Source organism: Microbacterium sp. (assembly GCF_017305435.1).
Classification (GTDB): domain Bacteria; phylum Actinomycetota; class Actinomycetes; order Actinomycetales; family Microbacteriaceae; genus Microbacterium.
This window is the reverse complement of sequence record NZ_JAFKIP010000003.1, coordinates 491,029-514,305: the sequence shown is the minus strand read 5'-3', so window position 1 is coordinate 514,305 and position 23,277 is coordinate 491,029. Positions and strand designations below refer to the sequence as shown.

Below are 23,277 nucleotides of genomic sequence, written 5' to 3'. Positions count from 1 at the left end.
GAATCGTCGGCGCGGGCTAGCATGAGGTGATGACGACGACGCGACGCGCCACAATCTCCGACGTCGCCCGCGAGGCGGGCGTCTCGCCGTCGACCGCGTCCGTCGTGTTCAGCGGCAAGACGCCCGTCTCCGACGTGACCCGTCGTCGGGTGCAGGCCGCCGCCGCCGAGCTCGGCTACACGGGACCCGACCCACGTGCGGCGTCGCTGCGCCGCGGCCGCAGCGGCATCGTCGGCGTCGTCGTCGGCTCGAGTCTGAAAGACCTCTTCCTCGACCCCGTGCAGCGCCTGCTCATGGACGGGCTCGCCGAGGCGGTCGCCCCCCTCGGCGCGGGCCTCCTGCTCCTGCGCCGGGGCTCCGATGTCGACAACGCACCCTCGCTGATGACCGCTCCGGTCGACGCCGCCGTGCTCCTCAGCTGCGACAGCGCGACGCGTGACACTCTTCCCGAGGTCACAGCCCGCGGCATCCCGATCGTCGTCGTCGAGGGCGACGCGGGGCCCGGCGTCCCGCGCGTCGCGCTGGATAACCGCGACGCGCAGCGTCAGGCCGCCGAGCACCTGCGCGCGCTCGGGCACACCGACGTCGCGATCGTCACGCTGTGGCAGGACGAGCGCGCCACCCGCGGTTTCATCAGTCCGAGCGCCGCGATCGGCGTCGAGGTGACCCGAGAGCGCCTCGAGGGCGCACGCGACGTCTACCCGGACGCGCCGGCGCTCGCGACCGCGGCGAGCTCCATCGACGAGGGCCTCGCCGCCGGGCGCGTGCTGTTCGCCGACCCCGACCGGCGGCCGACGGCGGTCATCGCGCAGAGCGACCTGCTCGCCGCCGGTGTCATCCGCGCCGCCGAGGAGGCGGGGCTGCGCGTGCCCGCCGATGTCAGCGTGACCGGCTTCGACGGCGTCCCCGTGGACGGCCTCGCTCCGTACGAGCTGACGACGCTGGTGCAGGATGCCACGGGCAAGGGACACGCGGCGGGCCTCGCCGTCGCGGCTCTCCTCGACGGCGAGCGGGCGGCGTCCGTGCTGCTGACCTGTCGATTCCGCCCCGGGAACACCACCGCTCCCGCGCCCCGGTAGACTGAGAGTCCGACCCCCCGCGAACGTCAGGAGGCCAGTTTGCTCTTGCTCCTGGCTGCGTTCGCGGTGCTCCCGCTGGCGTTGCCATGGCTGGTCGGGCGGATCGGGTCGCGTGCGTTCCTGGTCGCCGCGCTCGTCCCCCTCGCGGGATTCGTGCAGGCCGCCGCGCTGACGCCGCAGGTGCTGGCGGGCGAGATCCCGACCGAGTCCTATGCCTGGGTTCCGCAGCTCGGCCTCGAGCTGTCGATGCGCATGGACACCCTCGGCTGGGTGATGGCGCTCATCGTCACCGGCGTCGGTGCGCTCGTCATGATCTACTGCCGCTGGTACTTCGACGGCAAGAAGGCGGGTGTCGGTCAGTTCAGCGCGGTGTTGCTCGCCTTCGCGGGGGCCATGTACGGGCTCGTCCTCACCGACGACCTCATCGTGCTCGTGATGTTCTGGGAGATCACGAGCATCCTCTCCTACCTGCTGATCGGTTTCTACCACGCCCGCGGCGCGAGCCGCCGTGCCGCGCTGCAGGCTCTGCTCGTGACGACCCTCGGTGGACTCGCGATGTTCGTCGGAGCCGTCATCCTCGTGGTGCAGGCCGGCACGAACAGCCTCTCCGCGATCCTCGCCGCCTACGCGGCCCCCGGGTCGACCCTCACCGGTCCCCTCATCGACACGGCGATCGTGCTGCTCCTCGTCGGGGCGCTCAGCAAGTCGGCGATCTTCCCGTTCCACTTCTGGCTGCCCGGCGCGATGGCCGCCCCGACCCCCGTGAGCGCGTATCTGCACGCCGCCGCGATGGTCAAGGCCGGCATCTACCTGATCGCGCGCTGCGCGCCGGCCTTCGCGTTCGCGGCGCCGTGGCGACCGATCATCATCACCCTCGGCATCTTCACGATGCTCCTCGGCGGCCTGCAAGCGCTCCGCGAATCCGACCTCAAGCGCATCCTCGCGTTCGGCACCGTGAGCCAGCTCGGGATGCTGACGGTCGTCCTCGGCTACGGGGAGCGCAACTCCGCGCTCGCGGGACTCGCGCTGCTCATCGGGCACGCGTTGTTCAAGTCGTCGCTGTTCCTCGTCGTCGGCGTGATCGACCGGCAGCTGTCGACGCGCGACATCGGCGAGCTCTCCGGCGTCGGCCGGCAGGCGCCGACCCTCGCGACGTTCTCGATCATCGCGATCGCGTCGATGGTCGGGCTCGCGCCCACGGTCGGCTTCGTGGCGAAGGAGGCCGCGCTCACCTCGCTCCTCGAGGGCGGCGCGCACGCCGAGGCGCTCATCCCGCTCATCGGGATCGTCCTCGGCTCCGTGCTGACGACGGCCTACGGCATCCGTTTCGTCTGGGGTGCCTTCTGGACGAAGAAGGACGAGTCCGGAGCGCCCCGCCCGGTCACCGAATGGCCCGACCCCCCGATCGGGTTCCTCGCAGCGCCGATCATCCTCTCCGCTCTGACGGTCGTGGGCGGCTTCGCGGCGCCGCTCCTCGACATCGCGTTCTCCGGCTATGCCGACACGCTCCCCGCCGCGGGCGGCGAAAGCGCCTACCCGTATCACCTCGCGCTCTGGCACGGCCTCGAACCGGCGCTGTTCCTCTCGCTCGGGTCGATCGCGGTCGGCGCCGTGCTGTTCTGGCTCACCTACCGCCGCGCTCCTTTGCGCCGCATCCTGCCGTTCTCCGCCGCCGACGTGTACAACGCGACGCTCCGCGTCATCGCCCGCATCGCGGTCTGGACGACGACCTTCACACAGCGCGGCTCGCTGCCGGTCTACGTCGGCACGATCTTCGTCGTGTTCGTCGCCGCCCAGACCACGGCGTTCGTCGGCGGCCTCGTCTCGGGCGCCGAATGGCAGATCTTCGTGGATGCCTGGCAGACGCCCATGCAGCTCGTGGTGGCGCCGATCATGATCCTCGCCGGCGTCATCGCGGTGCGTGCGCAGAAGCGCTACACAGGCGTCGTCCTCGTATCGGTCACGGGCCTCGGCATGGTGGCGCTGTTCGCGACGAGCGGCGCTCCCGACCTCGCGCTCACTCAGATCCTCATCGAGACGGTGACGCTCGTCGCCTTCGCGCTCGTGCTGCGGCGGATCCCGTCGCGCATGGGCGAGCACAACGCGTCGGTGTGGCCCGTCGCCCGCGCCGTGCTCGCGATCGCGGGCGGGGCGACGATGGCCCTCGTCGCCCTCGTCGCGACGGGCTCCCGCGTCGCCGAGCCGATCTCGACGGCGTTCCCCGAGCTCGCCTACGAGCTCGGTCACGGCAAGAACGTCGTCAACGTCGCCCTCGTGGACCTTCGCGGGTGGGACACGATGGGCGAGCTGTCCGTCCTGATCCTCGCCGCGACGGGCGTCGCGTCGCTCGTCTTCGTGACGCACCGCTCCGACCTGCTCTCGAGTGCGATCTCGTCGCTGCCGACCGGAGCCACGCGCACCCGCCGTCCCCTCGTCGAGACGGACGAGGGCCCGCGCCCGCGCTCGACGCAGCCCGGCAGCACGCGCCAGGCGTGGCTCGTCGGGGGCCAGCGCGTGAAGCCCGAGAATCGCTCGATCCTGCTCGAAGTGATCGTGCGCGTCCTCTTCCACACGATCATCGTCGTCTCGATCTACCTGCTGTTCGCCGGTCACAACCTCCCCGGCGGCGGGTTCGCCGGCGGGCTCGTCGCGGGCATGGCGCTCGTCATGCGCTATATCGCCGGCGGTCGGTACGAGCTGGGAGCGGCGGCCCCGACGGATGCCGGGCGCCTCCTCGGTGCCGGCATGACCCTCGCGATCGCGTGCGCCGTCGTGCCGCTCCTGTTCGGCGCCGCGCCGCTCACGAGCGCCGTGTGGGAGGCCGATCTGCCGGTCCTGGGGCACGTCGAGTTCGTCTCGTCGACGTTCTTCGACATCGGCGTCTACCTCGTCGTGATCGGTCTCGTGCTCGACGTCCTGCGCTCGCTCGGCGGCGAGGTCGATCGCCAGGCGCAGGAGCTGCGCGACCGCCAGGGAACGGGGGCGGTGTCGTGACCGTCTCCGGCGTCCTCATCGTGATCATGGCGATCCTCTACGCGGCGGGCATCTACGCGATGCTCGAACGCAGCCTCACGCGCGTCCTCATCGGCTTCCTCCTCCTCGGCAACGCGACGAACCTGTTCCTGCTCGTGGTGATGGGCCGTCCCGGCGTCGCCGCGTTCTTCGGCTCCGCGAACGGAGTGGATGCCGAGGACATGAGCGACCCGCTCCCGCAGGCCCTCACCCTCACCGCGATCGTCATCACCTTCGCCGTCTCGGCCTTCCTCCTCGCCCTCATCTACCGCTCCTGGCAGCTCGGCCAGGCCGACACCGTCCATGACGACGAAGAGGACGTCGCGCTGCGCGATCTCCGCGATCGCGGCGCGGTGGAGGAGGACGAGATGGATGACGAGACATCCATCGAGGACGAGGACGACGACGCGACGACCGACTTCATCGGAACGGACACCGCCCCCATCACCGTGCTGCATCACCGCGACCTCGACGAGATCCGCGACGACGCCCCCTCCGACCACCCGCAGTCCCGGCATCCCCGCGACGGGGGTGACGCGTCGTGAGCTCGCTCGTCCCGCTGCTCGTCACCCTGCCGCTCCTCGGCGCGGGCGTCGCGCTGATCTTCGGTCGCCGGCGCCGCGTGCAGGTCGGCGTCTCGATCGTGACCCTGACGCTCACTCTCGTCATCGCGTCGGTGCTGCTGTACGCCGTCGACTCCTCGGGGCAGGCGCTCGCCGTCTCGGTCGGCGGCTGGCCGATCCCCTTCGGCATCGTCCTCTACGTCGACCAGCTCGCGGCGCTCCTCGTCGTCGTCTCGAGCATCGTCCTGCTCGCCGTCCTCCTGTTCTCCGTCGGGCAGGGCGCGGCCGACGGCGACGATGACACCCCGGTCACGATCTTCCACCCCTCGTACCTCATCCTCGCGGCCGGCATCTTCAACGCGTTCATCGCGGGCGACCTGTTCAATCTCTACGTCGGGTTCGAGATCCTGCTCGTCGCCTCCTACGTGCTGATCACCCTCGGGTCGACGGAGTCGCGCATCCGCACCGGCGTCGTCTACATCGTCGTCTCGCTCGTCTCGTCGATCCTCTTCCTCGCCGCGATCGCCGCCATCTACGGTGCGCTCGGAACCGTGAACATCGCTCAGCTCGCGGAGCGGATGGGCGAGCTGCCGGATGCCACGCAGCTCGTCCTCCACCTCATGCTGCTGCTCGCCTTCAGCATCAAGGCGGCCGTCTTCCCGCTGTCGTTCTGGCTGCCCGACTCGTACCCGACCGCGCCCGCACCCGTGACCGCGGTCTTCGCTGGCCTGCTGACGAAGGTCGGCGTCTACGCGATGATCCGCACCGAGACGCAGATCTTCCGCGACAACGACGTCAACACCCTGCTGCTGGTCGTCGCCCTCGCGACGATGATCGTGGGCGTCCTCGGCGCGCTCGCGCAGGCGGAGCTCAAGCGCATCCTGTCGTTCACGCTCGTCAGCCACGTCGGCTATCTGGTGTTCGGCCTCGCGATCGCGACGCCTTTCGCGCTCGGCGCCACGATCTACTACATGGTCCACCACATCATCGTGCAGACCACCCTGTTCCTCGCGGTGGGGCTCGTCGAGCGTCGCGCGGGCTCGACTTCGATCCTCAAGGTGAAGGGGCTCATGAAGGCGGCGCCGGTGATCGCCGTGCTGTACTTCATCCCCGCGATCAACCTCGGCGGTCTGCCCCCGTTCTCGGGCTTCATCGGCAAGTTCGCACTCTTCGACGCCGCCGCTCAGGTCGGCACTCCGCTCATGTACGTCCTCATCGTCGGCGGCATCATCACGTCGCTGCTGACCCTGTACACGCTCATGCGCGCGTGGAACCTCGCCTTCTGGCGCGAGGACGTCGACCACACCGAGGAGACGGGCGTCGTCGAGCGCATCGAATACCTCGGCTCCGCTCCCGCCGCCGACGACCAGAGCGCGCGCCGCGTCATCCCGCGCATCATGACGGCGACGACCGCCGGGATGGTCGCCGTCACGGTCGCCCTCACGGTGTTCGCCGGCCCGCTTTACCAGCTGTGCACGAGCATCGGCGACGCGCTCCTCACGCCCGTGACCCTGGTCCAGCTCGAGCAGGAGGCCGGCCGATGAGCCCGACGATGAAGGCGGTCGCGGCATCCATCTGGCGTCAGCTGCCGTTCTTCGTGTGGCTCATCGCCCTGTGGATGCTGCTGTGGGGCCAGTTCACGGTGCTCGCGGCGCTCACGGGGTTCGTCGTCGCGGTCTTCGTGACGCGCGTCTTCCGGCTGCCGCCGGTCGAGCTGTCCGGGCGGGTGAACCTCTGGTACGGCGCGGTCTTCGTGGTCATGTTCTGCCTGGCGCTCGTGCGCGGCTCGCTGCTCGTCGCGTGGCAGACGCTCAATCCGCTGCGCTACCCCGGAACGGCCGTCATCGCGGTGCCGCTGCGTACCGACGACGACCTGATCATGGCGCACGTGGGCGTCACCGCGTCGCTCATCCCGGGATCGCTCATCATCGACGTGGACCGCGATCGGCGCATCCTGTACCTGCACGTCATCGGCGTCTCCTCCGAACGGGATGTCGATCACCAGCGTCGCGCCGTGCAGGGCTGGGAGGCGCGGATCGTCCGCGCCGTCGGCTCGCGGGCGCAGCTCGAGGCGATCCGCGCGCATGGCGCCCTGTCTCCGCGAGAAGGAGGTGCGGGGTGGTGAGCGTCCTCGTCGTCCTGATCTACGCAGTGCTGGGGATCGCGGGTCTGCTGACCCTGTGGCGGATCGTCTTCGGCCCGTCGATCCTCGACCGCGCGGTCGCGTCCGACGTTCTCCTCACCCTCATCATGTGCACCCTCGGCGCGGACATGGTGATCAATCACCACACCCGGAGCCTCCCCGCGCTCCTCGTCATCGCCGCGGTCGGCGTGTTCGGATCGATCGCGATCGCGCGCTTCGTCGCGAGAAGGGACAACACCCACCGATGAACGAGATCCTGGACGTCGTCGCCCTCGTCCTCGTGCTGATCGGGGCGCTGCTGTGCCTCACGGCATCCATCGGTCTGCTGCGCTTCCACGACGTGCCCACCCGTCTGCACGCGGCGACGAAGCCCCAGGTGCTCGGGTTCATCCTCATCTGCATCGCGGTCGCGCTCGCCCTGCGGGCATGGCCGGTGGTCGCGTTCCTCGTTCCGGTCGTGATCATCCAGCTCGCGACGGCGCCGCTGTCGGCGCACATGGTCGGGCGCCAGGCCTATCGCAACGGGACGATCGACGAGCGTTCGCTCTACGTCGACGAGCTCGCCGAGTCGCGCCGCACGCCGCCCGCCGCGGGCGGCTGATCCCCGCCCTCCTTCCGTCGACGTGTGGAGGCGAGGGTCAGGGGGCGAGTGAGGGCGTGCGGCGCACGCCGAACTCGTGCTGGAGCGCGCTGCGCGCGGCGAACCAGCCCGACTGGCCGTGCACGCCGGGTCCCGGCACCGTCGACGCCCCGCACAGGTACACGCCGGGCATCGGGGTGCGCCACGGGTCGAGGCTCAGGACGGGCCGGGCGAGGAGCTGCCCGAAAGTCGCCGCACCCGCCCCGATGTCGCCGCCGATGTAGTTCGGGTTGTCGACGGCGAGCTGCGCGGCGGTCGTGCCGCGCGCGGCGATCACGACGTCGCGGAAGCCCGGCGCGTACTCCTCGATGACGCGGGTCACCGTCTCGGTCTGATCGACGGTCGAGCCGGTCGGGACGTGCGTGTACGTCCAGAGCGCCTGCGCCTCCCCGGGCGCGCGGCTCGCGTCGAAGCGCGAGGGCTGCGAGACGAGCACGTAGGGGGATGCCGCGTGCCGTCCGGCGAGGACGTCCCGCTCCGCCGCGGAGATCCGGGCGCGGCTGCCGCCGAGGTGGATCGTCCCGGCATCCCGCAGCTGCTCGTCCGCCCACGGGACGGGACCCGACAGCGCGAACTGCACCTTCGCGGCGCCGCTGCCGTAGCGGAACCGCTCGAGCCGTCGCCGGTAGGCGGCGGGCATCCGCGCGCCGGCGAGGCGGATGAGCGCCCGTGGAGTGACGTCGAGGATGACCGCGCGGGCCGTCAGCTCGTCGAGGGAGGCGACCTCGTGGTCGGTGACGATCTCGCCGCCGTGCGCGCGCAGGTCGTCGGCGAGGGCGTCGGCGATCGCCTGCGATCCGCCGAGCGGGATCGGCCAGCCGCCCGCGTGCGCGTGCGTCTGCAGCGCGAGCCCGGCCGCCGCGGCGACGGGGCTCGGCTGTCGCACGATCGCGTGCGCGGCGACGCCCGTGATCATCGCCGGTGCGACCTCGCCCGAGAAGCCGGCGTTCCAGAGCGGGCTGCCCTGCGTGAGAGCGCGCGCGCCGAAACGGGCCGTGACGATCGGATGCGGTGGGACGCGCAGCAGCGCCGAACCGGTGAACCGGGCCACCTCGAGGGCGTGCGCGGCGAGCGGCGCGATCAGGCGGCGGTAGGCCGCACCGTCCCGCCCGAGACCGTCGACGGTGCGCTCGAGGTCCCGGTACGCGATGCCGGAGCCGCCCGGTCGCGCGTGCAGGGGGTGGGCGAACGAGATCTCGGGCGTCGCGAACTCCACCCGGCGGGTCAGCCCGAACGCACGGAAGAACGGAGATGCGACCGCGAGCGGGTGCACCGCCGAGCAGGTGTCGTGCCAGAACCCGGGCGCCACCGACTCGGTGGTGGACGCGCCTCCGCCGGCGTGCGCCATCCGCTCGTAGACGCGGACGCGCAGCCCCGCGCGGGCGAGTGTCACGGCGGCGGCGAGCCCGTTCGGACCCGAGCCGACGACCTCGACGTCGGTCATGCGGGAGCGTCCCGGTCGTCGTGGCTCTGGTCGTCACCCCGTGCGGCGGCCGCGGCATCCGTCGCCTGCGCGACCTCCGCGGCGGCATGCGGTTCGGGACGGCCCGGCGCCGGGCGCGGGACCGTCGGTCGCGCCGTGGCGTCGCCCGCATCGCGCTCGTGCCGACGCCCTTCGGCCAGGAACCTCAGGCGTCGCAGGGTCTCTTCGTTGCGCAGGTGGAGCACGGGAGCCCACGCGAATCGGGGCAGACGCCGCGCGATACCTGCGACGGGTTCTTCGCCCATGCGCACGACGCAACCGTCTCCGCGAGGCTTGACCTCGATCACGACGACCGCTCGACCGAGCGGACCGGCCTTCGCCCGCAGCCGCACCCGCCGCGGCGGATCCCACTCGACGACCTGGGTGTCGTCGTCGAAGAGCACGGGCCACGCGCCCAGCGAGTGGTACAGATGAGCGCCTTCCGCGGGCCACGCGGGATCGACGGCGCGCATTCGCGAGGCCCCGACGACCCACGCCGGGTAGAGCCATCCGTCACCGAGGACGGCGAAGACGTCGTCGGGAGAGCAGTCGAACGCGCGGACGCTGGCGGTCGCCATCGGGGGCCTCCTTCACCGGGGGTCCCTTTCGATCGTAGGCGAGGCCCGCGTCCGCGTCGGGGGGTTGACTCCGTCGCACCGCGCTCGCTCGCGCGCGATTCAGCCCCCTCTTCACGAGAGGACCCCCTGTTCACGGCGAACAGGGGGCCCTCTCGGCAACGAACGGCCCTCTCGGGCGCGACCGGGCCGCGCGACGGGGCTGGGCGCGACCGCGCCGCGCCGACCGGACGCCGGGACTACCCGATCAGGCTCGGCTGGAGGTCGCGCAGCGTCCGGCGGTGCGTCATCCGCGTGACGCCGATCGCCGCGAGCGCGAGCGCGCCCACGAGCCACGTGAGGAGGACCGCGACGTCGGCGCCCACGCGCGCGAGATCGCCGCCGTACATGAGCTGACGCATGGCATCCACGACGTAACCCATGGGCAGCACGTGGTGCAGCCACGCGAGCGGCGCCGGCAGCGTCTGCCACGGGAACGTGCCGCCCGCCGTGACGAGCTGGAGCACCATGAGGATGAGCCCCACGAACTGGCCCACCGATCCGAGCCAGACGTTCAGCGCGAGGATGATCGCCGCATACGTGAACGACGCGAACATGAGGATGCCGAGGGTCCCGAGCGGGTTCGCGAACGCGAACCCGAGGGCGAGCGAGAGCACGCCGAAGAGCGCCACCATCCCGACGGCGCCGAGCAAGGCGGGGGTCAGCCACCCCGCGATCGTCACGCGGATGGGTGAGCGCAGCGCGGTCACCGCCCGCCGCGAGATCGGCTTCACGATGAGGAAGAGCGCGTAGATGCCGATCCAGCCGGCGAGGGCCGCAAAGAACGGGGCGAGCCCCGCGCCATAGTCGCCGGCGGAGGTCAGCGCGCTCGAGTCGACGGCGACTGGGTCGGAGATGGTCTTCGCCTGCGCGTCGCGCGTCGCGGCGTCCGTGTCGGGGATCGCCGCGACACCCTGAGCGAGGCCGTCGCGCAGCTGCGCCGAGCCGTCCTTCACCTGTGCGGCGCCCGCCGCGAGGGAGGCGGCACCGGATGCCGCCTGGTTGGCTCCGTCCGTCAGCGCGCTCGCCCCGCTCGAGACCTGCGCGGCCCCCGCGGAGACCTGAGCGGCGCCCGCCGCGAGCTGATCGACCTGCCCGACCGCGGCCTGCAGGCGCGCGTTCGCGGTGCGGGCCGCGTCGCCGACCGGGTCGAGCCGCGCGAGCACGGCGTCGATCGTCGCCTGGTCCAGGCCCTGCTGGGCGAGGAGCGCGGCGATGTCGTCACGTGCCTGCGGCAGTGCGTCGACGACCTGCTGGCCGGCCGCGCCGGCGCGATCGGCGTATCCGTCGAGCGTCGCGGTGCCGTCGGCGACCTGCGCCGCCCCGTCCGCGACCTGCGCCGCGCCCGACGAGAGCGTGCCCGCGCCCTGCGCGAGGGCGGCGGTCCCCGTCTGCAGCTGTGCGCTGCCGTCGGCGAGCCGACCGGCGCCGTCGGCGAGCGTCGTCGCGCCGTCCGTCGCCTCGGCCAGCTTGCCGCGGATGTCGCTGAGAGCCGTGAGCAGGCGCGAGGCGGCCTCCTGACCGACGAGTTCGGCGACCGAACGCCGGATCTTCTCGACGGCCTGCGTGCCGATCGTGGATGCCAGGTAGTTGTTGGCGTCATTGGTCTGCAGGCCGATCGTGGCCTGGTGCGGAGTGTCGCCCGCGGCCGACGACAGGGCGGCCGAGAAGTCGGCGGGCAGCGTCACGACGAAGTCGATGTCGCCGTTCGCCAACGCCGTCGCCGCCTCGTCGGGTGTGAGCGTCTTCCAGTCGAAGGCCCCACTGTCGACCAGCTGATCGGTCACGCGGTCGCCGTAGACGGTGGCGTCCGCACCCGCTCCCGTGCCCTCGTCGAGGTTGACGAGGCCGACGGGCACCTCGGAGAAGTTGCCGTACGGGTCCTGGTTCGCCCAGAGGTAGACGCCTCCGTACAGGACGGGCACGAGCATGAGCGCGAGGAGGGCGATCACCGACATGCGGGTCGCCGTGAGGCGACGCAGCTCGGCGGCGATCATGGCGGGGATCTTCATCGGGCTCCCTCCCGGTCGGGGTGGGCGAGGTCGGAGTGGGCGAGGTCGGCGCCGGCAAGGTTCGTCCGCCGGCGGCTCGGCCGCACGCGGCTCGGCCGCAGGCGGGAGCGACTCCCGCGGTCGCCACCCGTCGCCGTGCTCGTCTCCTGCGCGGCGGTGAGCGCGGCACGGGATGCCTCGCCCGCGATCACGAGCACGGCGAGGCCGCGCGCGGCGAACTCCTCGGCGAGGCTCCACCACGCGGACGGGTCGCCGCCATGACGATCCGGGGCGACGAGGACGAGACCGTCCACGCGCGGGCGGACGGCGGCGAGCTCGAGGAGGATCCGGATGCGCTCGCGCGGCGCGAGGTCGCCGATGGGCAGGCGGGAGAGCCCGCGCAGCCCGTGCTCATGCAGCCAGCGGCGGGCGGAGATGGGGTCGGCGGGGAGCCCCGCGAACATGAGCTCCTCGCCCACGACACCCGCCACCGTCACATTGGGAGCGGGGTCGCTCACGTCGGGCGCGTCGACGAGCGCGACGCGGCGGCGGAGGTCGGAGACCGCGCGGCGGCCGGCCGCGCCGTCGATCGACACCGCTCCGGCGTCGGGGGCCATTCGGCCCGACGCGATGAGACCGAGCACGGTGGGGCGCTGCTCGGTCTCGGCGGTGGCCAGGGTCGCCCGGCCGGAGGAGTAGGTGAGGGATGTCGGCGGGAGCGCGGCATCCCGCCGGCCCTTGGCGACGCCGTCGAGCTCGACGCGCATCAGCGGGCGCTCCGCGCCGCATCGCGGGCGATGTCACCGATGACGTCGGAGTGCGCGGCGAGCAGGTCCTCGGCCTCGCGCCAGGAGAGGCCCGCGATGCTCAGCACGGTGCGGACGGCCAGATCGGTCGCGGCGGGTGAGGCGGCGTCGATCCGGCTGACCGCGAGACGCGCGGCCTCTTCGATGAGGCGCGCGAGCGTCGGCGCGGCGATGTCGGTGCGGAGGGTCCCTGCCTCCTGCCCGCTGCGCACGATCGCGGCGACCGTGCGGCGGAGCGGCGCGAGGGCCGCCGCGGTCTCCTCGACGTGCGCCTCGGAGAGGGCGAGCGCCGCGGCGACCTGCACGTGCGCGGCCTCCGTCCAGAGAGTCGCGGTGAGGCGTGCGAGGGCGAGGCGGGCGTCGGGCTCGTCGACGGAGGCCGCGATCGCGTTGAAGCGCTGCGATCCGGCGCTGATGAGTTCGGCGAGCAGGGCGTGGCGGTCGTCGAAGTGCCCGTACAGGGCGCGCCGGCTGAGCCCGGCGGCGCGCGCGATCTGGTCGATCGACGCCGAGGGATCGGTGGCGAGCGTGGTCGCGGCGGCGCGGAGGATGCCGGCGCGGTTGGCGGCGGCATCCTTCCGGGGGCGACGGAGCGAAGCGGTGGTGGTCACCGCTTCAGTGTACGGAACTTGCACACGTGTGTGCAAGTTCCGCCCGTACGCGAAGGGTCAGTCCGCGCCGAAGTCGTACATCGCCGACTCGGATGCCGCCTCGACGGCATCGGCGAGGGCGACGCCCTCGGCATCCGTCGCCTCGGCGTGCTCCGTGATCTCGCGCGACTCGCCGCTGGACAGCTCGCCGACGAGCTCGGCCGTCGCGCCGCCGATGAGTCCGAGCCCGGCGTACTGCTCCAGCCGCGCCCGTGAGTCGGCGATGTCGAGGTTGCGCATCGTGAGCTGGCCGATGCGGTCGACGGGACCGAACGCGGCGTCGCCGACGCGTTCCATCGACAGCTTCTCCGGACCGTAGGAGAGGTTCGGGGAGGTCGTGTCGAGGATCGTGTAGTCCTCACCGCGGCGCAGACGCAGCGTCACGGTGCCCGTGATCGCGGAGCCCACCCAGCGCTGAATGGACTCGCGCAGCATGAACGACTGCGGCTCGAGCCAGCGGCCCTCGTACATCAGGCGCCCCAGGCGCCGCCCCTGCTCGTGGTAGGTCGCGAGCGTGTCTTCATTGAGGATGCCGTTGACGAGACGCTCGTACGCGATGAACAGCAGCGCCATGCCGGGCGCTTCGTAGATGCCGCGCGACTTCGCCTCGATGATGCGGTTCTCGATCTGGTCGCTCATGCCGAGGCCGTGACGGCCTCCGATGGCGTTGGCCTCCTGCACGAGCGCGACGGCGTCGGCGAAGCTCCGGCCGTTGATCGCGACGGGGCGGCCGGCGTCGAACGTGATCGAGACGTCCTCCGTGGCGATCTCGACCGACGGGTCCCAGAATCGCACGCCCATGATCGGCTCGACGGTCTCGAGCGAGACGTCGAGGTGCTCGAGGGTCTTCGCCTCGTGGGTCGCGCCCCAGATGTTGGCATCCGTCGAGTACGCCTTCTCGACCGAGTCGCGGTAGGGGAAGTCGTGCGCGACGAGCCACTCGCTCATCTCTTTGCGTCCGCCGAGCTCGGTGACGAAGTCGGCGTCCAGCCACGGCTTGTAGATGCGCAGGGCCGGGTTCGCGAGCAGACCGTAGCGGTAGAAGCGCTCGATGTCGTTGCCCTTGTAGGTCGAGCCGTCGCCCCAGATGTCGACGCCGTCCTCCTTCATCGCGCGGACGAGCAGCGTGCCGGTGACGGCGCGGCCGATCGGCGTCGTGTTGAAGTAGGTGCGCCCCCCGGAGCGGATGTGGAACGCGCCGCAGGCGAGGGCGACGAGCCCTTCTTCGACCAGCAGCGGCTTGCAGTCGATGAGGCGCGAACCCTCCGCGCCGTACTGCAGCGCCCGGCCCGGGATCGAGGCGATGTCGTCCTCGTCGTACTGACCCAGGTCACCCGTGTAGGTGAAGGGGATCGCGCCCTTGTCGCGCATCCACGCGACGGCAACCGAGGTGTCAAGACCCCCGGAGAAGGCGATGCCGACGCGCTCGCCGACGGGCAGGGACTGGAGGACCTTCGACATGGGGCCCAAGTCTACCGAGGGCGAGCGTTATCGAATCGATGGACCGCCTCCGGTGCAAGTCGCGGATAGGCTGGACTCGGTAGAGACATCGGCCAGATCCGCCAGGCACCCTGGTTGGCCAACATCTGCATTCTTGGGGAATCTTGGGGAGAAGACGCATGCGCACGCACGCACACGACGACCGACGGCGCGCACGGATCGGGGGAAACCGCTTCGTCGCGGGACTCGTCGCCGTCTTGATGGGACTCGCCGGCGTCGTCGGCGGGATCGCGCCGGCAGCGGTCGCCGCCCCCAACCCGGCGATCAAAGTCGGGGTCACGACCCTCACCGGCCCGGCGCCGGGCCAGCTCACCGTCGGCGACGTCGCCACGCTCAGCGGCACGTGGGACGCGACCGACGCGAACCCGCAGCCGGGCGACTCCTTCACGATCGGCCTGCCCGCGGAGTTCGACTTCCCCGAGGCGATCACCTTCCCGCTCGTCGGCAGCGATGGTGAGGGCGGCACGATCTCGTTCGGGACGTGCATCACCGACCCGGCCACGAGCATCGCAACCTGCACGCTCAGCAACGAGGTCGTGGGACGCGACGACATCAGCGGCACCTGGGAGTTCGACATCGAGGCCGTCGCGGCGACCGAGGAGAAGGACGTCGTCTTCGATCTCAACGGTGCGCTCGTGCCCGTCGAACTGCCCGGTGGTGGCGGCATCGACAGCGGGATCGTCCTTCCGGGGGAGGTCACGAAGTCGGGCGTCATGAACGCCAACAACTGGTCGATGACGTGGACTCTCGACATCCCGGGTGCGAACCTCGTCGCTGCGGGGAACCAGGTCGCGCACGTGACCGATACCCTGGGCGCCGGTCACGTGCTGTGCGACCCGATCGGCTTCACCGTGCAGACCGTTCGCGGCTCGACGGTCGTCGACGTGACGTCGATCGCGACGCTCGACGGCGCCCCCGGTGACACGTCGTTCGCCTTCGATCTCGCGGGTCCGTTCGACGCGAACGTCACCTACCGCGTGACGTACCAGACGTGTACTCCCGATGGTCAGATCGACCCCTCGGGCACGACGTACGACAACACCGCGCAGATCCAGGGCTGGGGTGCGGCCGGCGAGGGTGTCGGCACGGTCACCAACAAGCCGTGGGCACAGGGGATCGGAAAGTCCGGCAGCGTGCTGGGCGGCGCGAACCGCGACGGAAAGATCGCGTGGCAGATCGTCGTCCCGGGGTCCGCCCTCGTCGGAACCGACACGATCAACCTCGTCGAGACGCTCGGCGGCGGACACCAGGTCTGCACGGACGGATCGACCATCTCCGGCATCACCGTCGTCGAGCAGTATGGCCCGAACCCCGGCAACGCCCCCGGCCTCCGCCAGGACATCACCGGCAAGCTCTCGAAGACGGTCAACAGTCAGTCGACCTCGGGTTTCGATGTGACCTATACGATCGACGACCCGACGCTCGTGTTCAAGCCGTCGGACTGGCGCTACATCATCAGCTACACGACGTGCGTGACCCAGGCGGACCTTCCGAACGGCGGCACGGCCTACGAGAACTCGGCGTCCGTCAACGGCACGCCCACCTCCGGCACCGCGACGGTCCCCGGCCGTAACGAGGGCAAGAACGGCAACATCAACTCGTCGATCGTCACGCTCGACGGCGTCGAGCACATGCCGCAGACGACTCTCAACTGGTCCATCACGATCCCCGGTCAGAAGATCGAGGACATCCAGAACGAGCTCACCTTGACCGACGTCCTCTCGTCCTCGCAGACCGTGTGCGAGGCGGGCGATCCCAGCGGTGGTCTCGCCGCGCGCATGAACCTCACCGTCCAGGCGCGTGACCAGATCAGCGGCGGCGGTCTGGCGACGGTGGATCTCACCTCGGACACCCAGGTCGCCGAGAACGGCGGCACTCTGACCTTCACGATCCCCGCGAAGAACCTGCCGATCCCGACCGGCACGAGCGATGGCTTCAGCCGCGAATACCAGTACGTCGTCACGTACACGACGTGCACGACGAGCGGCGGGATGGATGCCGCGGGCACGACCTACAGCAACACCGTGACCGGCGGCGGCATCGAGCAGACCAAGACCGTCACCCAGAACAACAAGGGCAGCGGTACCGGCACGGGCGTCGCCAAGGGTGGTGTCGCGGTGAGCAAGACCCTCGCCGACACCGCCGGCGCCGCATTCGTGCCCGCCGGGACGGCGTTCACGGTGCACGTCAAGGAGGTCGACCCCACCGGCACGACGCAGAACGAGTACGACCTGTCGGTGCCGCTCGACGGCACTCCGGTGAAGTCGCTCAACGCTCGCGGTACGGGCTGGACGCTCGTGCTCAGCGAGCCCACGTTCCCGTCGGTGCCCGGCGTCACGTTCGGCACCCCCGTGTTCACCGCGTCGCCCGGCGTCGTCCCGAGCGAAGACGGAACGACGGCGACCGCGACGATATCGCCCCGCACGAACGTCGACGTCTCGCTCACCAACACCGCGCAGCTCGGTTCGGTGACGCTCACCAAGAGCGTCACCGGCGGTGCCGCGGGTCTCGTCGACGCGGCCAAGACGTACTCCGTCACGGCGAAGATCAACACGTCCTCACTCGGAGCGAACGTCCCGGCGCAGCCGGACCGCACGTTCACCGTGACGGCGGGGACGCCGGTGACCCTCGACAAGCTCCCGATCGGGGCCGTCGTCACGTTCAGCGAAGTGCGTCCGACGGACGATGACCAGCTGACGTGGGGAACGCCCGTCTTCGACCCCGCGACGGTGACCGTCACGGCGCAGAACGCGACGACTCCTGCGACGGTCTCGCTGACCAACAGCGTCGAGCGCACGCGCGGCACCTTCACGCTGACCAAGGCCGTCACGGGCGCCCAGGCGCAGAACCCCGCCGTCCCGGCGACGGTGAGCGTCACCGCATCCTGGACCGAGGAGGGCGGCACCGCGCAGACGTCGACGCTCACTCTCCCGACGAACGGCACGTCCGTGCCGTTCGGGCAGAACCTGCTCATCGGCACCAAGGTGACGCTGACGGAGACGCCGCTCTCGGATGGGTCGAGCATCGCGTGGGGCGCCCCGGTGTGGTCCGGAACGGGAGTCGAGGTCCAGGGGACGTCGGCTGTCGTGACGATCGGGCGGAACGCAGAGGCATCCGTCACGCTCGAGAACCATGCGGCCACCTCCACGGCCGGGATCAGCCTGATCAAGGGCATCGCCGGCGCCGCGAAGGACGAGGTCGATCCGTCGACCGAGTTCCCGGTGACCGCGACCTGGCGGGATGCCGACGAACAGCTGCAGTCGCGCAACCTCCTGATCAACGCGGTCGAGCCGACGCCGCTCGGCGTGCAGCTGCCGGCTGGCACCGTCGTCACCCTCACCGAAGGAACGTCTCCGGCGTTCCCGACGGTCGTCTGGGGTTCGGTCGTCATCTCCGGAGACGGAGTGACCTCGACGGGTGAGCGCACCGCGACCGTCGTCGTCTCCGATCAGCAGAGCGCCACGACGCTCGTCACCGTCACGAACGAGGCGAACTGGGCGCCGGGGACGTTCTCGGTCGCCAAGACCGTGACGGGCGTGTCGCTGAACGACGCCGACGTTCCGCCGACGGTCTCCGTGCTCGCCACGTGGTGGGAGGGCGATGAGCGACACAGCGAATCGTTCGATGTGCCGACCGACGGCACCGTCACCGAGTTCCCGACGATGATCCCGCACGGCACGGAGGTGACGCTGACGGAGGCGGGCCTCGACGACAACGAGCGATTCACGTGGGCGGTGCCGACCTGGAGCGGCGAGAAGGTCGTCGCGAGTGAGGATGGCTCCGCCGTCGTCACGATCGGCGCGGCGACCGTCGCCGAGGTGGGCCTCGAGAACACCGCGATCCCGTCGCTCGGGAGCATCGTGCTGACGAAGAGCCTCACCGGCGAGGGGGCCGGGGCATCGGCGTCGACCGCCTTCCCCGTGACCCTCACCTGGACGGATCTGCTCGGCGAGCAGCAGACGCGCGAGGTCACGATCACGGCGGGCACTCCCGTGACCGTCGGCGACCTCCCGCTCGGAACGGCGGTGCGCGTCGAGGAGAAGAGCACGACCCTCGCCGAGCGCGTCGTGTGGAGCAGCACCACGTGGAGCTCGACGAGCGACGACGTCACGCTGGTGACCGACCAGGGCAGCGCCGTTGCGACGATCGTCGTGAGCGGCGAGCCGGGGACGAGCGCCGCGGTCTCCCTCGCGAACACGCTCGGCCTGACGCCGAAGCTCCCGGTCACCGGTGGGCAGCTGTGGACGGCGGGCATCTTCGGCGGCGCGACCCTCATCCTCGGGGGTGCGGCGATCCTCCTGATCAGACGTCGACGCCACACGGTGTAATCCGACCGGGCGCGCGGTCCAATGGTGCCGCCCTCCTCACTGACCACCTGTCAGTGAGGAGGGCGGCACCTCGCCGTCTCACACCGCGGCGGCGGTGGTCGACGCCTCGTCGACGGGGATGCCGCGGCGCCGGCCGACCCACACCGTGAAGGCGCCGACCGCGACGATGGCGATGGCGATGCCGATCGAGTAGAGCGCGACGCCGCCGTATCCCCACGGCTGCACGTTCGGATTGAGGAACGGGTACGGGTACCACCAGGCGTTGCCGGTGCGGAAGTCGTGCAGGAGCGGTCCGCGGATGAGCGTGTACGCGAGCCACACGAGGGGGAAGACGACGACCGCCCCGAGGGCTGACCACCCCAGCGCGCGGCGACGCGGCGCGAGCAGCACGTCGAGCAGGAGGAAGATCGGCGCCCAGACGTGCAGGATCTCGTTCGACCACGGCACGGTTGCGCCTTGCGGCAGCGGGATGTTGCGCAGCAGCAGGTTGTAGACGATGCCGGTGATGATCATGTACGTCGAGACGCAGACGAGCACGGTCGCGAAGCCGCGCGACTCGACCGCGCTCTTCCCTGCCGCGCCCTCCCCTCCCGTGCCCCGCAGCATCAGGATGCCGCCGATGAGCAGCACGACGACCGCGAGCGCGTTGGACAGGATGGTGAAGAAGCTGAAGAAGTCGATGATCGTGGGGGCCACGGGCCATCCCTTCTCGATCGAGTTCGTCGTCGAGCGGATCAACTGGGCGACGATCGCCGCGACGATGAGGGCGGCGACGGCGAGACGGAGTAGGGACCAGAGGCGCGGATTCACGAGTGCACCATAGCGCGCCGTCGGCACCCTTTCCGGGAGCGTCGCGGCGTCGCTAGAGTGAGCGCACCTGGGGAAGACGCCGCACACGATACGGACGAGAGGGCCCGATGAGCGCACCCGACCACCGCGACAGCGCGACCGAAGCCCCCGCAGACCGGCCGCGACGCCGGCGCGGCGGCCTCGGCATCCAGTCGAAGCTCCTCATCATGCTGCTCGGCGTGAGCCTCGTCTCTGCCGTCGTGGTCGGAGTCATCGGTTACATCAGCGGGCGGGAGTCCCTGCGCGACGCGGCTTTCGAGCAGCTCACGACGGTGCGCGAGCTGCGCGTCGCGGCGATCGAGACGACGATGGCGACGCAGGCCAAGGGCGTCACGCTGAACTCGCGCAACCTGAGCGCGCAGACTGCGTCGCGCGCGCTCAACGCCGGATTCGACGACCTGCAGAGCCGCACGCTCACACCCGAGCAGGAGAGCGCGCTCGAGAGCTACTACACGGACACCTTCATCCCGCAGCTGGAGGAGCGGACGGGGGAGACCTACAGCCCGACGGCGTTCATTCCGACATCGCCCGCCGGAAAGTGGCTGCAGTACCACTACACCGCGCAGTTCACCGACTTCGACGCTGCGCTGAAGGTCGATGACGCCGCCGACGGGGGAACCCCGTTCTCGACCGCGGCGCAGCAGTACGGCGACTACCTCTCCCGACTCGTCGACGAGGTGGGCTACGAGGACGTGCTCTTCCTCAATCTCTCCGGCGACGTCGTCTACTCGGCATACAAGGGGATCGATCTCGGCACGAACCTCGATGACGGACCCTTCCGTGAGTCGCTGCTGGCGCAGGCGTACAAGGATGTCCTCGCGACGAACAGCGTGCAGACGGTACGGGTCACCGACTTCGAGCGCTGGATCCCGTCGCTCAACGTGCCCACGGTCTGGGTGCTCTCGCCGATCGGCAACGACACCGGTATCACCGGTGTGCTGGCCGCGCAGATCTCGCTGGACACCATCAACGCCACCATGACCGGTGATGAGAAGTGGGCCGACCAGGGCCTCGGGCAGACGGGAGAGGTCTACCTCGCAGGGGAGGACCACCTCATGCGCAGCGCGTCGCGCGAACTGCTGGAGGATCCGGAGAAGTACCGCGCCGACGTCATCGCGAACGGGACGTCGCCGGAGATCGCCGACCGCGCGGTCGCGGTAGGCGGCACCGTACTCATCCAGCCCGTCAACACCACATCCGTCAATGCGGCCCTCCGTGGCGAGACCGGGACGGCGATCTCGACCAGCTACCTGGGTGGGGAGAACCTCACGGCGTACGCACCCGTCGACATCGACGGCGTGCACTGGGTCGCCGTCGCGCGCATGGACACGTCCGAAGCCTTCGCCCCGGTCGTCGACTTCACCCGCAACCTGGTGCTCTCGACCCTTGCCCTCCTCCTCGCCGTCAGTGTGCTCTCACTCCTCCTCGCGCAGGTGTTCACGCGGCCGATCCGTCGCCTCGGCGACGCCGTCCGCAGAATCGCGGGAGGCGATCTCACCGCGCAGGTCGCGACCGGGTCGCGTGACGAGTTCGGTGACCTCGGCGCGGCGTTCAACGACATGGCCTCCAGCCTGCGGCTCAAGCAGGAGCTCATCGACGAGCAGCAGACCGAGAATCGGCGACTGCTGCACGCGCTCATGCCCGAGTCTCTCGCCGAGCGGTACAAGGCGGGTGAGCAGGCGATCGCCGAGCAGCACGAGAACGTGTCCGTCGTGTACGCCGAGCTCGTCGGGTTCGACGACTACGCGCGCGGCCTCGACAACGGCGAGGAGGTCGCGCAGCTCAACGTGCTCATGCGCGGATTCGACGAGGCGGCGCAGAAGGTCGGCATCGAGAAGGTGCGGACGCTGCGGGGCGGATACCTGGCATCCTCCGGCCTCGTCGTCCCCCGCGTCGACAACGTCCGTCGCGCCGTCGACTTCGCCCTGCAGATGCGCGATGTGATCGATCGGTTCAACGCGCAGAACGGCTCGTCCATCGGATTGCGTGCCGGCGTCGACACCGGAACGGTGACGAGCGGTCTCGTGGCGCGGACGAACCTCGCCTACGACCTGTGGGGGGATGCCGTCAGCATCGCATACCGCGCGCGGAATGTGAGCCCGGCGCCCGGGATCTACGTGAGCCAGACCGTCCGCGATCGGCTGCAGGACACGGTCGGCTTCGCCGCCGCGGGGTCCGTCGAGGTGCGCGGCACGCAGCAGCAGGTGTGGAGGGTCGAGCAGTGACGCTCGACGGGGGCCTGATCTGGGGTGCCGTCGCCCTCGCCGTCGGGGTGCCGGTGCTGCTCGTCGTGCTCACCGAAGTGCTCGCCGTGCTGCAGCGGCGGGGGTCGCCGGCCGCGGCGCCGGTACGCCTCGTGCGCAACTGGATCGTCCCGGTGGGAGGGCTGTTCGGTCTCTTGGCCTTCGCGCTGCGGTCCGAGGCCGACCAGGTGTGGACGCGGGTCGTCGCCACGGTGCTCGGGTTCCTCGTGATCCTCCTCATCCTTTCGGCGTTCAACGTCGCGCTGTTCGGCAACGCCCGAGCGGGCTCGTGGCAGGAGCGCATCCCGACGATCTTCGTCGAGATCGTGCGCCTCCTCCTCGTCGTCGTGGGTCTCGCGCTGCTGTTCTCGTGGGTGTGGAACGCGGATGTCGGCGGCCTCATCGCGGCGCTCGGCGTCACCGGCATCGTCGTGGGTCTCGCGCTGCAGAACGCCGTCGGCGGGGTGATCTCGGGGCTCCTCCTGCTCTTCGAGCAGCCCTTCAAGATCGGCGACTGGCTCGCCGTGGGCAGCTGCGAGGGCCGCGTCATCGAGGTGAACTGGCGCGCCGTGCACATCGACACGGGTGCCGGCATCCAGATCGTGCCGAACTCGACGCTGTCCGGCGCGTCGTTCACGAACAAGTCCCAGCCCGCGGGGGCGTACTGGGTCAGCGCAGGTGCGAAATTCGCGACCGACGATCCGCCGCAGGAAGTCATCGCGCTGCTCGTCGAGACCGCCCGGAACCTGCCGATGCGGGTACCGGGTCTCGAAGCGACCGCCAGCTACGGCGGCGCCGGCGGGTACACCGTCTTCATCCCGATCACGGGGCCAGGCCTCGCCGGCGACGCGTTGAGCGTCTACCTCTCCTGGCTCTGGTACGCGGCACGGCGGCGTCGGTTCGCCCTCGACGGCGATGCGACCGATCCGATCGCCGAGCCGGAGCGTCTCGACGAGGCGATCGCGGCGCTCGCCCCCGCGCTGCACCTGCGCCCGGAGGACGCGGACCGCCTACGCGAGACCTCGCGCCTCGAGCGGTACGGCCTCGGCGAAGTGATCGTCCCCGCCGGTATCGTGCCCGACGAACTCGGCTTCGTGGTGTCGGGGAGGGCGGTGTTCCGCGTGACCGTCGGCGACATCGTCGTCGATGCGAGCGACGCCGGCCCCGGCGAGATCGTCGGTCAGACCGCGCTCACTCGCGAACGCACGCAGGCGGCGGCCGTCGCCGTCGACGTGGTGACGCTGCTGGTCGTCCCGCTGGCCACCCTCGACGATCTCGTGCGTGCGCGGCCGCGGCTCGCCGCGGACATCGGCGATTCGCTCGAGCTCAAGCGCGCGGCCGCCACCGAGGCGCTCGCGGCCGCGGGGATCAACATCGGCATGCTCACCGAGCGCTGA

Annotated in this window: 17 protein-coding genes; 10 read left to right on the top strand and 7 right to left on the bottom strand. The window is 70.7% G+C overall.

What is annotated here, in order from left to right; all coding sequences use genetic code 11:
- Nucleotides 1-29 precede the first annotated feature (29 nt).
- Genes J0I43_RS05685 through mnhG form a run of 7 tightly spaced genes read left to right on the top strand, consistent with a single transcriptional unit; the run spans nucleotide 30 to nucleotide 7,398 of the window.
- The gene (locus J0I43_RS05685) at nucleotides 30-1,079 is read left to right on the top strand and encodes a LacI family DNA-binding transcriptional regulator (protein WP_292860339.1); all 1,050 of its coding nucleotides are present in this window, start codon (nucleotides 30-32) and stop codon (nucleotides 1,077-1,079) included.
- 39 nt (nucleotides 1,080-1,118) lie between these two features.
- Nucleotides 1,119-4,073 (top strand): Na+/H+ antiporter subunit A, encoded by a 2,955-nt coding sequence (locus J0I43_RS05680; protein WP_292860336.1) that lies wholly within the window; start codon nucleotides 1,119-1,121, stop codon nucleotides 4,071-4,073.
- Entirely contained in the window at nucleotides 4,070-4,636 is a 567-nt protein-coding gene (locus J0I43_RS05675) for a Na(+)/H(+) antiporter subunit C (RefSeq protein ID WP_292860333.1), read from the top strand. The genes J0I43_RS05680 and J0I43_RS05675 overlap by 4 nt, the downstream gene beginning before the upstream one ends.
- Nucleotides 4,633-6,198 (top strand): Na+/H+ antiporter subunit D, encoded by a 1,566-nt coding sequence (locus J0I43_RS05670; protein ID WP_292860330.1) that lies wholly within the window; start codon nucleotides 4,633-4,635, stop codon nucleotides 6,196-6,198. The genes J0I43_RS05675 and J0I43_RS05670 overlap by 4 nt, the downstream gene beginning before the upstream one ends.
- Nucleotides 6,195-6,779, top strand: coding sequence for a Na+/H+ antiporter subunit E (locus tag J0I43_RS05665; protein ID WP_292860327.1), 585 nt, complete (start codon nucleotides 6,195-6,197; stop codon nucleotides 6,777-6,779). Before J0I43_RS05670 ends, J0I43_RS05665 begins: the two co-directional genes overlap by 4 nt.
- Nucleotides 6,776-7,045, top strand: a complete 270-nt coding sequence (locus J0I43_RS05660; RefSeq protein WP_292860607.1) for a monovalent cation/H+ antiporter complex subunit F — start codon at nucleotides 6,776-6,778, stop codon at nucleotides 7,043-7,045. Before J0I43_RS05665 ends, J0I43_RS05660 begins: the two co-directional genes overlap by 4 nt.
- Nucleotides 7,042-7,398, top strand: coding sequence for a monovalent cation/H(+) antiporter subunit G (gene mnhG / locus J0I43_RS05655; protein ID WP_292860324.1), 357 nt, complete (start codon nucleotides 7,042-7,044; stop codon nucleotides 7,396-7,398). The genes J0I43_RS05660 and mnhG overlap by 4 nt, the downstream gene beginning before the upstream one ends.
- Nucleotides 7,399-7,435: 37 nt before the next feature.
- Here the strand turns inward: mnhG and J0I43_RS05650 are convergent, their stop codons facing one another.
- The 6 genes from J0I43_RS05650 to argG all read right to left on the bottom strand — a co-directional run bounded on the left by J0I43_RS05650 (nucleotide 7,436) and on the right by argG (nucleotide 14,421).
- A complete protein-coding gene (locus J0I43_RS05650; protein WP_292860321.1) occupies nucleotides 7,436-8,881 on the bottom strand; it encodes an NAD(P)/FAD-dependent oxidoreductase in 1,446 nt (481 codons plus the stop codon).
- Nucleotides 8,878-9,477, bottom strand: a complete 600-nt coding sequence (locus J0I43_RS05645; protein WP_292860319.1) for an SRPBCC family protein — start codon at nucleotides 9,475-9,477, stop codon at nucleotides 8,878-8,880. The genes J0I43_RS05650 and J0I43_RS05645 overlap by 4 nt, the downstream gene beginning before the upstream one ends.
- Before the next feature lie 236 nt (nucleotides 9,478-9,713).
- Nucleotides 9,714-11,525, bottom strand: a complete 1,812-nt coding sequence (locus J0I43_RS05640) for a YhgE/Pip family protein (protein WP_292860316.1) — start codon at nucleotides 11,523-11,525, stop codon at nucleotides 9,714-9,716.
- Nucleotides 11,522-12,271: a hypothetical protein gene (locus J0I43_RS05635; RefSeq protein WP_292860313.1), complete on the bottom strand. Its 750-nt coding sequence runs from the start codon at nucleotides 12,269-12,271 to the stop codon at nucleotides 11,522-11,524. The genes J0I43_RS05640 and J0I43_RS05635 overlap by 4 nt, the downstream gene beginning before the upstream one ends.
- Nucleotides 12,271-12,921: a TetR/AcrR family transcriptional regulator gene (locus tag J0I43_RS05630; protein WP_292860310.1), complete on the bottom strand. Its 651-nt coding sequence runs from the start codon at nucleotides 12,919-12,921 to the stop codon at nucleotides 12,271-12,273. The genes J0I43_RS05635 and J0I43_RS05630 overlap by 1 nt, the downstream gene beginning before the upstream one ends.
- A gap of 57 nt (nucleotides 12,922-12,978) precedes the next feature.
- Nucleotides 12,979-14,421 carry an argininosuccinate synthase gene (gene argG, locus J0I43_RS05625; protein ID WP_292860307.1) on the bottom strand — a complete coding sequence of 481 codons (1,443 nt, stop codon included), beginning with the start codon at nucleotides 14,419-14,421 and terminating at the stop codon, nucleotides 12,979-12,981.
- Nucleotides 14,422-14,579: 158 nt separating this feature from the next.
- On the opposite strand from argG, the gene J0I43_RS05620 reads away from it, so the two are divergent.
- A complete protein-coding gene (locus J0I43_RS05620) occupies nucleotides 14,580-18,788 on the top strand; it encodes a DUF5979 domain-containing protein (protein ID WP_292860304.1) in 4,209 nt (1,402 codons plus the stop codon).
- 78 nt (nucleotides 18,789-18,866) lie between these two features.
- Here the strand turns inward: J0I43_RS05620 and J0I43_RS05615 are convergent, their stop codons facing one another.
- Nucleotides 18,867-19,598, bottom strand: coding sequence for a Pr6Pr family membrane protein (locus J0I43_RS05615; protein ID WP_292860302.1), 732 nt, complete (start codon nucleotides 19,596-19,598; stop codon nucleotides 18,867-18,869).
- A gap of 107 nt (nucleotides 19,599-19,705) precedes the next feature.
- On the opposite strand from J0I43_RS05615, the gene J0I43_RS05610 reads away from it, so the two are divergent.
- On the top strand, nucleotides 19,706-21,862 hold the full coding sequence (locus tag J0I43_RS05610; protein WP_292860299.1) for an adenylate/guanylate cyclase domain-containing protein: 2,157 nt from the start codon (nucleotides 19,706-19,708) through the stop codon (nucleotides 21,860-21,862).
- The gene (locus J0I43_RS05605; protein WP_292860296.1) at nucleotides 21,859-23,277 is read left to right on the top strand and encodes a mechanosensitive ion channel domain-containing protein; all 1,419 of its coding nucleotides are present in this window, start codon (nucleotides 21,859-21,861) and stop codon (nucleotides 23,275-23,277) included. The genes J0I43_RS05610 and J0I43_RS05605 overlap by 4 nt, the downstream gene beginning before the upstream one ends.

Excerpts from the sequence above, each read along its gene's own strand:
- J0I43_RS05685 (WP_292860339.1), top strand. The coding sequence starts at position 30 with ATGACGACGACGCGACGCGCCACAATCTCCGACGTCGCCCGCGAGGCG.
- J0I43_RS05665 (WP_292860327.1), top strand. The coding sequence starts at position 6,195 with ATGAGCCCGACGATGAAGGCGGTCGCGGCATCCATCTGGCGTCAGCTG.
- mnhG (WP_292860324.1), top strand. The coding sequence starts at position 7,042 with ATGAACGAGATCCTGGACGTCGTCGCCCTCGTCCTCGTGCTGATCGGG.
- J0I43_RS05650 (WP_292860321.1), bottom strand. The coding sequence starts at position 8,881 with ATGACCGACGTCGAGGTCGTCGGCTCGGGTCCGAACGGGCTCGCCGCC.
- J0I43_RS05645 (WP_292860319.1), bottom strand. The coding sequence starts at position 9,477 with ATGGCGACCGCCAGCGTCCGCGCGTTCGACTGCTCTCCCGACGACGTC.
- J0I43_RS05640 (WP_292860316.1), bottom strand. The coding sequence starts at position 11,525 with ATGAAGATCCCCGCCATGATCGCCGCCGAGCTGCGTCGCCTCACGGCG.
- J0I43_RS05635 (WP_292860313.1), bottom strand. The coding sequence starts at position 12,271 with ATGCGCGTCGAGCTCGACGGCGTCGCCAAGGGCCGGCGGGATGCCGCG.
- argG (WP_292860307.1), bottom strand. The coding sequence starts at position 14,421 with ATGTCGAAGGTCCTCCAGTCCCTGCCCGTCGGCGAGCGCGTCGGCATC.
- J0I43_RS05620 (WP_292860304.1), top strand. The coding sequence starts at position 14,580 with ATGCGCACGCACGCACACGACGACCGACGGCGCGCACGGATCGGGGGA.
- J0I43_RS05610 (WP_292860299.1), top strand. The coding sequence starts at position 19,706 with ATGAGCGCACCCGACCACCGCGACAGCGCGACCGAAGCCCCCGCAGAC.